The sequence below is a fragment of the Pseudomonas cichorii genome (assembly GCF_018343775.1).
Classification (GTDB): domain Bacteria; phylum Pseudomonadota; class Gammaproteobacteria; order Pseudomonadales; family Pseudomonadaceae; genus Aquipseudomonas; species Aquipseudomonas cichorii.
In genome coordinates this window covers 3,195,511-3,209,941 of sequence record NZ_CP074349.1, presented here as the reverse complement: position 1 = coordinate 3,209,941, position 14,431 = coordinate 3,195,511, and the positions used below count along the sequence as shown (strand labels likewise).

Below are 14,431 nucleotides of genomic sequence, written 5' to 3'. Positions count from 1 at the left end.
AGGGTTTGGTGTTACCGAAAGTGCCCGGCCCATTCGGCGGGCAGGCGTTGTGCCTGATTCAACTGGGCAAGCCTTTGGTGTTGGGGCGTTGTGAGCAGCGCGAAAGCGATGACGTGAACCAGTCCGATTGAAACCGGGCGCTCGGCGGCAAGCTGTTCTTCCAGCAGGTCCAGGGCAAGCTGGTTCAGCGAGCTGCTACGCCTTTCAGGCAGACCCAGCATGCGCCGGATATCGAGGCCCATGCTCAGCGCCTTCAACACCAGTTGGTGGAAAGCGCGCTCGTTGTAGTGGCTCGACGGGAAGGGGTTATCCAGCGCAATGGCGGCAAACACCTGACTGTTGTGGGTGCGGCCAGCCTGAAGTGCCAGGTCCAGGCACTGCCCGCTGGCATCGAACCAGTCCAGGGCATTGAGGATGGCGATCTTTTCCTGATCGTCGCCCCAGGCATAGAACTGACGCAGCAAAGGTGAGCGCTTGCCCGGTTCTTGATGTTTGAGGGCCTGGGCCAGAAGCAGCACGCGGGCTTGCTGCACCTTGGTCCAGACAGCGCTGTCGACCTGAGGCTGTTCAGTCAGTTGACGTTTGCACTGGCTACTCAGGAGCACCAGCGTATCGGCACTCGGGTTTTGCGCAATCTGTGGCAGCGTACTTTCCCACCACTGCAACTCGGAAATGGGCAGGTGGCGGGTGAAACGCTGCAACTGCTCGGTCAGGATCTCGTCTCTGAGTTCAAGTGCCGCAAGTCCATTCGGGGCGATTTCGATCATGTCGGCTTGATCCAGCGTTGGAAGCGAGGGAGCAGAAAGAACACCAGAACGCACAGCAGGCTGCCCCATGGCTGATCCGCCAGGGCCAGAACCATGGCGTCGAACAGCGGCAGTGCTGCCAGACCGGCGCCGATGAACGCACGGACCTGACGATGCTGCGGGTTGGCCAGATGACGCCAGTAATTGCGTCCCAGCCAGACGAGCCAGATCAGCAGTACCAGCCAGAACATGCCGTTGCTGGCGTAGCTGACCAGAATCAGCGGGCTCAGCATCAGAATCAGCGGGAAGCGGCTGAGCAACTGGTTGCGATGTTCCTGGCGAGCCAGGTAGGTCAGGCCACTGATGTAGGCACCCAGCAATGCTGCGCAAAGCCAGATGGGTTCCGGCGGTACGCTCAGACTGGCAGCCGCTGTCAGGTAAAGCGCCGAGCGGCAGGCGCCCATCAGCCAGACGCTGTGGGGGTATTTCTTGTGCAGAATGTTGTAGGCCAGGATGAAGCCGAGCAACAGCGCCGCGCTGCCCAGTAGCCAGTCCGGTTCTTCGATCAACTGGCTCAGGCCCAGTATCGCGACGGCCGCCACCAGAATCAGCGCGCCGACAGCCAGTGCGACCTGCTGGCGGCTGACCAGTCCGAGGGTAATGGGGCGCGGGTTATCGTGTTGCTGATCCCAGTCGGCATCCAGCAGGTCGTTCAAGAGCATGCCGAACAGATAAAGCAGCGACAGCACCACCAGCAGCAGGCCCCAGACCAGCAGCGAGGGCGGGGCGAGGGCGCCAGCGCTGCTGGCCAACAATGCGGCTGCCAGGGTATTGGTCCATACCGTCGGCAGATTGGAGACACGGCCCAGTGTCATCCAGGTTTTCAAGGAGGTCTGGTTCATTCAGGGCAACTCTTGGTCCAGCCGAGGGGCGATGTGCTGTAGGACGACAGGCGCTGCAAAGCCTGCTCCATCAGGGCGAAATCGATCTCGTGCAGATCGGTGGATTCACCCAGGCGGGTGAGCATCGGGATGGAAAGCTGACCGCCAAGGTGCTGCCTGAACTCTTCCAGCCCTTGCACGATCAGCGAGCGGCCTTGGGCGTCCTTGAGCAACAGTTCCGGTGGGTTGAGGCTGAAACCCAGTTGCACGAGCAGGTGTAGCAGGCGCTCCGTATCGGTGTCCGACAGCAGCTTCACCGCATTGGCGTACAGCGCGTCCAGGGCCATGCCCACGGCCACTGCTTCACCATGGCGCAAGCGGTGCTGGCTCAGGTTTTCCAGCTTGTGGGCGGACCAGTGTCCGTAATCCAGTGGCCGACCGTTGCCCCGCTCGAACGGGTCGCCTGCGCCTGTGATATGCCTCAGATGCAGCTCCGCGCAACGGCGGATGGCGTAACGGCTGGCGCTGTGTTCAAAGGTCGCCAGCGCCTGGGCTTGTTGCTCCATCCACTGGAAAAAGGCCGAGTCCTTGATGGCAGCGACTTTCACGGCTTCGGCCAATCCGGCGATCCGGTCTCGCTGGGACAGGCTGAGCAGCATCTGAAAGTCGTTGATCACAGCATTGGCCGGGCAGAACGCGCCGAGCAGGTTCTTCTGGCCAAAGGCGTTGATGCCGTTCTTGACGCCGATACCGGCATCGTTCTGGGCCAGCACTGTGGTCGGGATACGAATCAGGCGCATGCCACGATGGAAGGTGGCGCAGGAATAGCCCACGGCATCCAGCACGGCACCGCCGCCCATGGCCAGCACATAACAATGCCGGTCCAGCCCGTGCTGCAACATGTGTTCATAGAGCCGGTGCAGGACTTGCGGGGTTTTGCTCAGTTCACCTGCAGGCACCGCAATGGGCGCGGTCTGCAAACGAAGGTCATTGCTGTGCGCGGCAAAGTAGGCATCAATCTGCGGCAGAAGGTGAGGCGACGACTTGAGCAGTTGCTCGTCGGCAAAGATCAATACTGTTATCTGGCCAGCCTTCTCAGCGGTGAGTTGCGCACGCAAGCAGTCATTTTTCGGGTCAAACAGGTGATCGGTAAAAACCACCGGATAGTTGTAACTGACCTCGAAACGGCCCTGCAAAGGACTGTCGGTGTCTTTTGCAGCGCGGCTCTTTATGGTTTTCACCAGGCTGCGACCGGCGATGAACAGGCCGGGCAACACCATGCTGGCCAGTACCGTGGCCAACAGTGCGTTTTTTTCCATCAGATAGGTGCCGATGGCGCTGTAGGCCAGTGCAAGCCCGGCATTCGCCAGAGTAGTGACCAGCAGGAACTGACGCAGCGGATAGCGCTGCATGCCAGCGGCCACCACCGAAGTTTCGGCCAGTACCGGCACGCCACGAAGACAGATCAGCGACAGGGTACTGAGCTGATAGGCCAGTTGCCCGCTACTGCGCTTGTTGACCGCCAGGCGCCTGGACAGCAGTCGCAAGTAACCGGCCCCCAGGGCATAGCCCATTCCGGCACCCAGGCACAGCCCAATGAAAATGACCAGATAACCGCCGACACTGCCCAGCAACGCCACCGCCATCAGCGCCACGATACTGGAGGGCACAGGCAGTACGACATCGAACGCAAGCAGCGCAATCAGCAGAAGGGCGAGGTTTAACTTCTGAATGGGGTCTGATGGAGTCGTCAGGCTCAAACCGGTCAGGAAGTGTTCGATCTGCTCACCAAACAACAGAAAACTGGTGATGACCAGAATCGAAAAACACAGCAAGGATAGCCACCAACTTCCGGCGACTCCTGTTTTCGAGAGTGCACGGTACAACTGACTATGCTTCATCAAGCATCCCTCTTGATTGTTATGACTGAGTGTCCTTGTCAGATATTTCAAACTGCATCCGGGGCCGGCATTACTCCTGTCTCTACAACCAAACGGGTAGGGCGCCTGAGTGTTCAGGCTTGGAATCAATAGCAATGTAGTTCAGTGCTAGCGTTTTGCAAGTATGTGAAATGACAGAATTTGCGGAGGAAGTTCTGGAGGGAATCAAAGAAGTTCTTGTGGGGTAATAATTGCTGTTATTGAGATTATTTTTTATTTATAAATGAGATTCGTTATCGTCTTTTTTGGGCTTTGGCCAAGTGTCGCGGCAATGGAAAGAGCGTCATCTTCCCCGGATTTATCCGCAACACTCGGCCACTCATTCAGTGAGCGCTTTACCCGAAGTTATTTGAAATGTTGCGCGAACTCCTCTACCTGCTCCGGCTTGATCAATTGATAAGGTACCCAGATATCGGGCTCCACAGTTTCGCCCTTGATCATCCGTAGCGCGGCAGTGATGGCGCTGCTGGCCTGGGCTTTGGGGTCCTGAAACACCGATGCTGCCAGTTGGCCACGCTTGATGGCCGCCAGTCCATCGGGCAGACCGTCGATGCCGACCACGGGGGTCGAGCCTTGTCCGGCCTGCTTCAAGGCCATGGCGGCCCCGATAGACATTTCATCATTGTTGGCGACTACGGCATCGATCCTGACTCCTGCCAGCAGCCAGTTGCTGGTCAGGTCCATGCCTTTGTCGCGCTGCCACATGGCGCTCTGTTCGCCGACGATCTTGATGTCCGGGTAGTTCTTCAGAATCTGCTTGACCCCCTCGGTCCGGCCTTGGGTGGCGTTTTGCACCAGATCGCCCATGATGATCGCCAGATTACCCTTGCCACCCATCTTTTCCGCCAGGTACTGCATTTGCAGTTGCCCGGCCTGGATGTCCTCCGAGGCTACGGCGACCACGCCGGCGGGCAGGGGGCGCTGGTCGGGGCGGCGATTGACGTAGACCAGCGGTATTCCGGCCTTTGTAGCTGCACGGGTGATATTGACTGCGGCGGCGGTATCGACCGGCAAGACAATGATTGCATTCACCTTCTGGCTGATGAAACCCTCGACCTGGCTGAGCTGGCGAACCACATCGCCCTGGGCATCCTCGAACTGAATCTGTACGTTTTCCTTCTTCGCGGCATCGTTCAGACCGCTGCGCACATAGGTCATGAAGTTGTCGTCGACCTTGGCGATGCTGACGCCGATCCGGGCATCGGCAAAAACGCTGTGGCTGAACAGCAGTGCCAGAGAGGCCAGTGCAAACAAGTAGCGACGCATGATGGTTTTCCTCTTGTTCTTATGAGTTGAAATTCATCAGTGGATCAATGCTTCGGGTGGTTACGCCGACAGGGTAAAAGCCTGGCGGAAGCGCTCCAGCGCAATGACCGGATCGCCGCTGGCCCAGCCTTCCAGCCCCACCACGCCCTGATAACCCATGTGATGCAGGGCTTTGGCAATGGCCGGGTAATGGATCTCGCCGGTGCCCGGCTCCATGCGTCCCGGTACATCGGCCACCTGAATCTCGCCGATGGCCGTTCCGGCACGCTGGATCAGTTCGATCAGGTTTCCCTCGCCAATTTGTGCGTGATAAAGGTCCAGATTCATTTTCAGGTGCGGGCTGTCCACGGCTTCGATCAGGACCAGCGTGTCTTCGGCCCTGGCGAAAGGCGTGCCGGGATGGTCAACCTGAGTATTGAGGTTTTCCAGCAGGAATACTTTTCCATGCTCTTCACCCAGGCGGGCAATCTTTTCCAGAGTCTTGCAGGCGCTCAGCCACATCCGGCCATTGGCATGACTGACGGGTTTGACCGGCAGGCCTTTGTTATCCAGGCCGGTGCCATGCAGGTTGAGGCTGGGGCAGTTCAGGTGCTCGGCAACGGCCAGTGATTCTCTGGCGCTGTCCAGCAAGCGCTGAATATCTTCGGCGTCTGTCAGGTTGCCCCAGATATAACCGGTCATGGAGGTGAAATCAGCACCGGTGGCACTCAGCGCAGCGATGTCCTTGGTGGTCCAGTCCCAGATTTCGGCACTGAAACCCAGCTCATGGATGCGTCGAACGCGCTCTACGAAGGGCAGGTCGAGAAACACCATTTCGGCGCTGACGGCCAGTGTGAAGGGGCAGAAACTCATGGCTGTTCTCCTGCTATCCGGATCGTCTTGCCCTGCTGGACTGACTCGATGCAGGCGCGGGCAATGGCCAGTGCCGCTCTGGCATCCTCACCGCTTGCCAATGGTTTTTCGCCCGTGCGCAGGCAGTCTGCAAAGTGGTTGAGTTCGGCAATGTAGGCATCGCGCAGCAGGTCGGTGTCCATGCGCTGGGTGTCGGCCTGGATGCCATCGGCCAGATAACGAACCAGTTCGGACTGGGCAACGCTGCCCATGGTCAGCATGCCTGCACTGCCAAAGACCTCACCCCGCACATCGTAGCCATAGACTGCCTGGAAATTGGCCTCGGCAGTGGCGATGGCGCCGTTATCGAAACGAATCGTTACCACCGCGGTGTCGAGCAGGCCCTTGTCCTTGTAGGCCGGAGCGACCAGTGCATCGGCCATGACATTCACCTCCACGGCCTTGGCGCCGGAGTTCAGGTAGAGCAGGGCATCGAAATCGTGGATCAGTGTTTCCAGGAAAATCACCCACTGCCCGATGCCAGCCGGATTATTCAATGCCGGGTCCCGGGTGACTGAGCGCAGCAGTTGCGGTGTGCCGATGCGGCCCGAGACAACATCCAGATGCGCCTGGCGAAAGCTTCTGGCAAAACGCCTGTTGAACCCCACTTGCAAAGGCACTTGGGCATCGGCGGCTGCAGCGATGGCCCGGTCGGCTTCATCCAGTGTGATTGCCATGGGTTTTTCGCAAAAAACGCCTTTTCCGGCCCGTGCGGCTGCGATGACCAGTTCAGCATGGCTGCGAGCCGGAGCCGCAATCAGAACCCCATCGATATCAGGATCATCCAGCAATTGCTGCGGGTCGGTGTAGACCTTCTGCACATTGAATTTTTCAGCCAGGCGAGCGGCTTGTCCCGGTGTCGGGTCGGCAATGGCAGCCAGGCAGGCTCCCGGAATATGCAGGGCGGCTGTCTGGCCGTGAAAACTGCCCATGCGGCCTGCACCGATGAGTCCCAGGCGGATGATCTTGCTCATATGCATGCGTTCCTTGTTGTTGTCATGGGGCGAGCGAGTGAACTCACTTCGCTCTATGGACGGGAGAGCAAGCCCTGTGCCACTTCTCAAGGTATTGATATGTAATGAAAATATCTGTTTGTGCGCATGTAGGAGTGTCTATTTGAAAGACATGTCTACAATGACATGTCAAAGAAATGAACACTTCGAGAGCTGCAAATGGCCGATCATTCGTTCCTGACCTTGCCCCAGAATGAACTGGACTACATCACCGCCATCGGTCCGCTGGCCCTGAATGACGGGCCGATGCTCGAACTGCAACAGGCCTGGCGGGAGTGTCTTGCAGGCAGGGTCGATCCTCATCCTGTGGTCAGGCCGGTGATCTGGGCTTCATGGCGGCGCAGCATCGACAAGGGAATCGACCCTGAAGATGCCGAGTACCGGTTCGTCACCCCGACGGATCTGGCTGAAAAGCTGAGCGTTAACGCCTTGTTGATCGAAACCGCCCAGGAAGTGATGCGCGGTCTGCTCGCCTATAACCCTCGAGGCCATATCAACCTCACCGATCCTCAAGGCACGACCCTGAGTTTCTGCGGGCTGGACATCACGCCGGTGGGCAGTCGCCTCTTGGAATCCATTCAGGGCACCAACTGCACCGGGTTGGCGATTGCCGAGGATCGCCTGGTCTACGTGCTGGCCGAGGAGAACTTTGCCAATGGCCTGCGGCAGCGCCGAATGCATTGCGCTGCGGCGCCGATTCGCAATGCCAGTGGTGAAACCCTGGCGATCCTGACCCTGACAGCCGAACCGGGATGGTTTCACTTCCATACCCTGGGTACCGTGCAGGCAGCGGCTGAGGCCGTTTCGCGGCAGATGGCGTTGCAGATCCTGCTGGACGAGCAGCGCAGCGTTCTGGAAGTGCTCAATGAAGGCCTCGTGGTTCTTGATGACAAGGGCTGCATCAAGGCGCTCAATCGCTATGCCCGCCAGTTGTTCCGGGTCGGACCTGAACTGCTGGAGCGTCCGTTCCTGCAACTCGGGCAGAGTGAGCTGAACGAAGAAATCATGCAGCGTCAGGGCGAAGCCTTACGGGATCTGGACTGTACCTTTCAGCTTCACGATGGCACTCAACTGGTGTGCCTGGTTTCGGTCTGCCTGACCGGGCAGGGCGGACGGATCGTGTCGCTGCGTGAAAACCGCCGCATCCGCGAAATCACCCGCCGCATCATGGGGGCTCAGGCTCGTTATACCTTCGACAGCATTCAGGGACACTCCAGAGTCATGCAGGACGCGCTGCGCCTTGGCAGGATTGCGAGTCGCAGCGACTCCACCACGCTGATTCTCGGCGAGAGTGGCACCGGCAAGGAACTGTTCGCTCAGGCCATCCATAATGCCAGCGACCGTAGCAGTGGTCCTTTTGTGGCCGTCAACTGCGGCGCCATTCCCCGGGAACTGGTTCAAAGCGAGCTGTTCGGTCACGTTGAAGGCGCGTTTACCGGGTCTGCCCGTGGCGGTTCTGCGGGCAAGTTCGAGCTGGCTGATGGCGGCACCATCTTTCTCGATGAAATCGGTGACATGTCGTTTGATGCACAGGTCAGCCTGCTGCGGGTTTTACAGGAGGGCGAGGTGACTCGCGTCGGCGCCAGAAAGTCCCGGCAGGTGGATGTCCGGATCATTGCAGCCACCCACCGTAACCTGAGCCAGGCAGTGGCTGAAGGTGCATTCAGGGAAGACCTTTATTACCGACTCAATGTCCTGAACCTCACCGTGCCGCCATTGCGGATGCGCAAGGAGGATATTTCCCTTCTGGCACAGCACTTTCTTGACCGCTGTGCGCAGTCACTGCGCAAGTCCGTGTCGGGTATTTCCACCCCGGCGCTGGACGCGCTCATGGCGTATTCATGGCCGGGAAATGTGCGCGAACTTGAAAATACCCTCGAGCGCGCTACCAATCTGGCGGCAAGCGCATCGATCCAGCCAGGCGACCTGCCTCTGGAAATCCTGCAGGCATCGCTCCGGCCGCAACCCCCTTCACGACCTGAATACAATGATGCCCCGGACCTGGGAGCCCATGAAATGAACGCGATTATTGATGCGCTTAAGCACACCAACGGAAATATCCGGCTGGCTGCAAAGCAACTGAAAGTGTCCCGGGGCGGGCTGTATAACAAAATGAACCGATTCGGGCTCAGCGCCGATGCCTTTCGTTAGGCTGGCCTGAATGTTCAGCCAATCAGGCCTTCGGCAACCCATGAGGTAATGGTAATTTACCGGCCCGTTCTCTTTTCAAGCAGATCAAGGATCGTCGGCTGTGATTGACATACTGGTTGAAGTCGTTTTTCGAGCTGTTTGCTACTTTGTCGGCTGGCCTGTGATGAAGGCCCTCACATTGGGAAAGTACCCAGTGAAAGGCTCCTTGTTTGCAGAAACCGCGCAGGCCACTTTGACGTCTTTGATAGGTATTGCCGTCTTGGCGATTACAGTTTTAGCAATCCTGATGTAATTCGTTACGTCTTGGCACTTTACCCGTTTGGCGATGCCCTCAGCGCTAGCGTATCTTGTCGCCTCCTTGGCCTGACTCCGTGGAGTCGGGTATTACAAGACGTCGGGACAGTTTGAATGAGTGTGTTAGCGGATCCTTATGGCAGTTGACGAATCAGGGAATGAATCGGTTGAGGAGACTGCGCCGAAGCGTCGTCGCGCGCCGAAGGGTGAGATGCGCAGAACGGCGTTGCTGGATGCGGCCACCGTCATTTTTGCGCGGGATGGATACTCCAGCGCCTCGATGCGCGATATCGCGGCACTTGTCGGCATTACAACCGTAGGGTTGCTGCACCATTTTCCGAATAAAGAGGCTTTGCTGAACGCGCTTCTGGAGCGCAGGGATCAGAGGGTCGTCTCGCGATTTCATGAGCTGACCATGGAGATGACGCTTGAAGGTTTCCTCAGGTTCCTGAGGCAGAGCATGGGCTTCAGTATCGAAGATGCCTTCGAGTGCCAGGCATCGCTGGTCATGAATATGGAAAGCATGTCGAAGGCTCACCCTGCATGGGCCTGGTACCAGGAACGTTTTCACCTCACTCATCAGCACGCACGTGGGCACATGACGGCTTTGAAAGAGGCGGGAGAGATTCGTGCTGATATCGATGTGAAGGCATTGGCGCAGGAAATCTTCTCGGTCATGGACGGTTTGCAGATCCAGTGGCTGAGATGTCCTCAGGACGTGGATGTCATGGCTGTTTTCGATATTTACCTTCGTCGTCTGGGCAAGGATATCCAGGCTCATCCCTGAGCCTGAATGCCTGTCATCAGAATGCCTGGGTGGCGCTTACCTGTACGGCCTTGCGCAACGGCAGCGGCAACGGGTTGCTGTCGCGGGTGGTCAGGTGCTCTGGATACAGCGTGATCAGGGTGCGATCCAGGGGCAGAGTCTCTGAGTCCGGCCCCACCAGAATCTTGAACTTGCCGGCATCGACATCCCAACTGGCCGTCTTGTCCACGTAATAAGCCAGTGAACGCGAGTCGATCGGGATGCTGACGGTCTTGCTTTCGCCTGGCTGCAAGTACACCTTGCTGAACCCCTTGAGTTCTTTTTCCGGACGGTCCACCGCTGGCGCCACTGGACGGACGTACAACTGCGCGACTTCGAAGCCGGCCTTGTCGCCGGTATTGGTCACCGTGAATTTCACGTCAATGGTGTTGCCCGGAGTCATGACGTTGGTCGACAGTTTCAGGTCGCTGTACGCGAAGCTGGTATACGAAAGCCCGTATCCGAAGGGGTAGAGCGGTTTCGCATGCTTCTTGTCATAGCCTCTGTAGCCCAGGTAAATGCCTTCGCTGTAGGTCATTTCGGTCAGCGCGTTGTCACCTCGATATTGTTTTGGATCGGAATACGAGGCGTAGCTGGGGTTGTCCTGGATCTTTTTGTCGATCGTGATAGGCAGCTTGCCCGAAGGGTTCACCTTGCCGTACAGGATTTCGGCGATTGCCTGACCACCTTGTTGACCTGCAAACCAGGCATGAAGACTGGCACCGACCTTGTTGGCCCAAGGCTGCATATCCAGCCCGCCGCCACTGTGGAGGATGACGACAGTGTTCGGGTTGGCCTTGGTTGCGTAGGTGATCAGGTCCGACTGGTACTCGGGCAACTCGTAGGCATGGTCAATCGACTCGCCCTCATATTCATGATTGGTACCGGCCGCAATGACGACTGCGTCGTATCGGGACAGATCCTTAGGCGGTCGCAGAGACGCCCAGCTCATCTGAACGCCAGCCAGGCCGCCGAGGAACGTCGTGAAGTTGCCTTGCAGGCGGCGATATTCCAGCTTCACGCTGTATTCCTTGCCTGCTTGCAGTCGGGCGGTCTTGCCCGAAGTCACCAGCGCGTTGATCAGATCGAACGACTGTTGCGTGCCATCGTTTTCCAGAACCAGTTCGTCGTTCACCCACAACTTGTAAGCGCCGTCAGCACGAACCTTGAAAACGTGTTCGCCGGAAATGGTCGGCTTGATCGTGGAGGTGAAGCGTGCCGAGAAGGATCCGGCTGCGGGGGTGAATCCCGAAACGGTGGTAGTGCCGGTATCGGTGGTGTTGGTATTGGTGACCCAGTTCAGGTTGACCCCCGGTTCCACACGCGTCAGGGCAGGTGATCCGGAAAGCTCCGTATTGGAGAAATACTCCGCTTTTACCCCGCCGTTGCTGATGCCGTTCTGGCCACTGCCCGGCTGATACCAGACAGACGCCTTCGGGTTGAGGCTCATCTCGTGCAGGTACTCGATATTCGAGCTTGTTGAAGCCAGTTGCTGCAGGCCGCTGAGTTCTGTCACATAGGTGTTGGGTGGCGAGTTGGCAGTACCGAACGGCGAAGCCGGAGGCTGCATGGCCAGGTCGCCGATAACGGCGATTTTCGCATCACGGGCCAGTGGCAGCAGAGGGGTTCCCTTCGCGGTCTTTTCATTACGCAAAAGCACAGTCGACTCGCGGGCCATATTCAGCGCCGCACGCATGCCGTATTCCGGATGCTCCAGAGTCTGGGCCTTGTTCAGCTGTTTGTCGAAACCGTAGCTCACCAGACCGCGCAAGTTGCGTCTGACCTTGTCGTCGATGACGTTCTGAGTCAGTTGCCCGCTCCACAGGTAAGGAAGCAGTTTGGCCTCGGTGAATTGAAGGCCGGACGGCATATCGATATCGGTCCCGGCCCATGCACCCTTGAAGGCATCCTGCACCGAGTTGAAGTCGCTCATCACAAAGCCTTGAAAGCCCCATTCACCCTTGAGAACGTCAGTGATCAGGTGGTGGTTCTCGCAGGCATAGTCGCCATTGATCTTGTTGTAGCCGCACATGATCGAGGCGATATTGGCGTTCTTGACCATCGATTCGAAGCCGGGCAGGTACATTTCGCGCAGGGCGCGCTCATCAACGCGGATATCGACGTAATGCCGGTTGGCTTCCTGTTCATTGGCAACATAGTGTTTGCCGGCAGCCTGTATGCCCTGGACCTGGATTCCGTTGGTGATGGCTGGTGCCAGCACGGCTCCAAGGAATGGATCCTCGCCACTCACATACTCTGCGGTACGTCCTGCATAAGGCGTGCGATACAGGTTGACGCCCGGAGACAGCATTTGCTGGCCGCCCGCGATGCGGGTTTCGTACCCGATTGCCAGGCCGAACTCCTTGGCGCGGTTGATGCTCCAGGTGGCCGCCAGCGCGGATTGAGCCGGGTACTGGGCTCCGAATGTCGCATTGTTGACATGCACGCCCATCGCCGAGTCATACGCGACGGTACCTTCCATTCCCCACTTGCTCAGGCGCGGAATCATGCGCCCGTCATCCACGCGGGTGAAGTTGATCTTTTCCGCGACACTCATGTTATCCAGTACGGCACCGACACGGGCTTCTACCTCGTTGCCGGTCATGGGCGTCACGGCCATGGCAATACTGGCCTGCGAGACGCTTATGGCCAATATGCTCAAGCCCAGCGTGTGTTTGAGGGCTGACAAGGGCAGCATCCTTTTTGGCTGATGATGGAGGCGGGAGTTGAAGGAATCATGGGAGCCGATGTTCATGGTTTCTGCACCTGAGCGGGCGCATCCTCTGTATCTACAGGGGCCTGCAGAAGTGCGGACGATCCTTTTTCAACCGGCGTGGCAATTTTGTTGGCACCCGAAAGTTGCTCCCTTTGTTTATCCACCTGTTCACGAACAGCTTGTTCCGAATGATGTGTGTCGACCGCTTTAGAGTCTGCCCAAACCGGGCCGACACTGGAGGCGCCCAGCAGTAATACGCTAACAACAGACAGCAGGGGTCTAGTCATCGATGGGGTCTCGATAAAGGATAAGTGTTGAGTCGGCTGATCGCGGAATGCAGAAGTTCCGCCTGAGGGCCGCATGTTAAGTCCGGGAAGAGGATTAAAAGTTCAGCGGGTGAGAAATTATATTTTATGAGGCTAGTTGGAAATGCTGGCGCATGGCTATGGGTGTTTGTTTTTAAGGATTGTTCCGAAAATATTTTGCTAAAAACGCCTTTTTTTGATTTTTTATTGCTTTATTTTTGGTTTTTATGGGTTTTGTTGCTGTTTTTTAGTGGGTTTATGAGTTTGTTTTGCTAATTTTTAAACCTAATTGCTGTTAGGTTTAGTGGTCTGATATGCTGTTGTAGCTGGAATTAAATGGTGGTTTTTTGTGTGTTAAATAAAGGTTTGTGAATGGGTTAGTTAGGGTTTTCTCCAGGGTTAGTTGTCAGGGGCTTTGGGGTGGATTTTCAAGAAGTGTGGATAAGATAAGTGATTAATATCCGGCTGGAGCAGGGCGGGAAGAGTGGCTGTCGTTGGATGATCTGAATAAGAATTTCCTTTGAATTATCTATGGAAGATCAGCCCATGATTTTGCAAAACGCTGCAAGACAACGCTGCGCACGATTCTTTTGTGTGCTGCTGATGCTGGTATTGAGCTCATCGGCCTGGGCTGCCACAAAAAGTGCAAAGCGCGGGATCGCCTATGACATTGCGTATCCAGCAGACTTGAGTGCTTTGGCTCCCGGAATCAGCTGGTGGTACAACTGGAGTCCCAAGCCTCACGATCGGCTGGCTTCGTATGACTATGCATCGATGTACGGGGTGGACTTCATCCCCATGGTCTGGAATTCGAATGTCGATGACGGCCAGTTGAAGCTGTACCTGCTCGCACATCCCGCTATTCGATATCTGCTGATCATCAATGAGCCTAATCTTCTGGATCAGGCGAACATGACTCCCGAAGCGGCAGCCCGGTTCTGGCCAAGACTGGAGCAGATATCCGCCCAGACTGGCGTCAAGCTGGTCGGTCCTGCCATGAACTGGGGAACCATGAGCGGTTATGGGGACCCGGTCGTATGGCTGGATGCGTTCTATGCGGCCTATCGGGCGCAGAACCAGAACAGAGAGCCGCAAATCGACTACCTGGCCTTTCACTGGTACGACTATGGCCTGTCAGGAATGCTCGACAGGCTGTCCAGATTTGGAAAGCCGTTCTGGGTAACCGAATTTGCCAACTGGCATTCCGTGCCGGATGGTGTCCAGATCGACTCACTCGAAAAGCAGAAGCAGCAGATGACCGAAATGGTTGCCATCTGCGAGAGCCGGGCTGACGTGTTCCGTTATGCGTGGTTCACCGGGCGGATGAACGATGACCCACATTTTTCAAGCCTGCTGAGTAACGAGGGAACGCTGACGGAGTTGGGCCGACACTACCTTTCACTGCCATTCGCCGAGTGAGTCT

12 protein-coding genes are annotated in these 14,431 nt (G+C 57.2%); 4 read left to right on the top strand and 8 right to left on the bottom strand.

The genetic code is table 11. From position 1 onward, the window contains the following. Positions 1 to 11 precede the first annotated feature (11 nt). The 6 genes from KGD89_RS13350 to KGD89_RS13325 all read right to left on the bottom strand — a co-directional run bounded on the left by KGD89_RS13350 (position 12) and on the right by KGD89_RS13325 (position 6,704). Positions 12 to 767, bottom strand: coding sequence for an EboA domain-containing protein (locus KGD89_RS13350; protein ID WP_038399872.1), 756 nt, complete (start codon positions 765 to 767; stop codon positions 12 to 14). Further along, complete coding sequence (locus KGD89_RS13345; protein WP_025260283.1) at positions 764 to 1,648, bottom strand: UbiA family prenyltransferase; 885 nt, start codon at positions 1,646 to 1,648, stop codon at positions 764 to 766. The genes KGD89_RS13350 and KGD89_RS13345 overlap by 4 nt, the downstream gene beginning before the upstream one ends. Then, entirely contained in the window at positions 1,645 to 3,528 is a 1,884-nt protein-coding gene (locus tag KGD89_RS13340) for a 3-dehydroquinate synthase (protein ID WP_025260282.1), read from the bottom strand. Before KGD89_RS13340 ends, KGD89_RS13345 begins: the two co-directional genes overlap by 4 nt. 384 nt (positions 3,529 to 3,912) lie before the next feature. Then, the gene (locus KGD89_RS13335) at positions 3,913 to 4,833 is read right to left on the bottom strand and encodes a sugar ABC transporter substrate-binding protein (protein WP_025260281.1); all 921 of its coding nucleotides are present in this window, start codon (positions 4,831 to 4,833) and stop codon (positions 3,913 to 3,915) included. Between the two features lie 60 nt (positions 4,834 to 4,893). Continuing rightward, positions 4,894 to 5,685, bottom strand: coding sequence for a TIM barrel protein (locus KGD89_RS13330; RefSeq protein ID WP_025260280.1), 792 nt, complete (start codon positions 5,683 to 5,685; stop codon positions 4,894 to 4,896). Next, entirely contained in the window at positions 5,682 to 6,704 is a 1,023-nt protein-coding gene (locus KGD89_RS13325; protein WP_025260279.1) for a Gfo/Idh/MocA family oxidoreductase, read from the bottom strand. Before KGD89_RS13325 ends, KGD89_RS13330 begins: the two co-directional genes overlap by 4 nt. A gap of 192 nt (positions 6,705 to 6,896) precedes the next feature. Between KGD89_RS13325 and KGD89_RS13320 the strand changes: the two genes are divergently transcribed. The 3 genes from KGD89_RS13320 (at position 6,897) to KGD89_RS13310 (ending at position 9,969) form a co-directional block, all read left to right on the top strand. Then, on the top strand, positions 6,897 to 8,888 hold the full coding sequence (locus KGD89_RS13320; RefSeq protein WP_051427734.1) for a sigma-54-dependent Fis family transcriptional regulator: 1,992 nt from the start codon (positions 6,897 to 6,899) through the stop codon (positions 8,886 to 8,888). A gap of 100 nt (positions 8,889 to 8,988) precedes the next feature. After that, positions 8,989 to 9,180: a hypothetical protein gene (locus KGD89_RS13315; protein WP_025260278.1), complete on the top strand. Its 192-nt coding sequence runs from the start codon at positions 8,989 to 8,991 to the stop codon at positions 9,178 to 9,180. Positions 9,181 to 9,318: 138 nt separating this feature from the next. Then, complete coding sequence (locus KGD89_RS13310; protein WP_025260277.1) at positions 9,319 to 9,969, top strand: TetR/AcrR family transcriptional regulator; 651 nt, start codon at positions 9,319 to 9,321, stop codon at positions 9,967 to 9,969. Positions 9,970 to 9,985: 16 nt separating this feature from the next. Here the strand turns inward: KGD89_RS13310 and KGD89_RS13305 are convergent, their stop codons facing one another. Together KGD89_RS13305 and KGD89_RS13300 are read right to left on the bottom strand one after the other, a co-directional pair. Continuing rightward, entirely contained in the window at positions 9,986 to 12,685 is a 2,700-nt protein-coding gene (locus KGD89_RS13305; RefSeq protein WP_038400421.1) for a beta-glucosidase, read from the bottom strand. Positions 12,686 to 12,738: 53 nt separating this feature from the next. Then, on the bottom strand, positions 12,739 to 12,978 hold the full coding sequence (locus KGD89_RS13300) for a hypothetical protein (protein WP_038400420.1): 240 nt from the start codon (positions 12,976 to 12,978) through the stop codon (positions 12,739 to 12,741). Between the two features lie 633 nt (positions 12,979 to 13,611). On the opposite strand from KGD89_RS13300, the gene KGD89_RS13295 reads away from it, so the two are divergent. Next, positions 13,612 to 14,427, top strand: a complete 816-nt coding sequence (locus KGD89_RS13295; RefSeq protein ID WP_236249415.1) for a glycoside hydrolase family protein — start codon at positions 13,612 to 13,614, stop codon at positions 14,425 to 14,427. Positions 14,428 to 14,431: the final 4 nt, after the last annotated feature.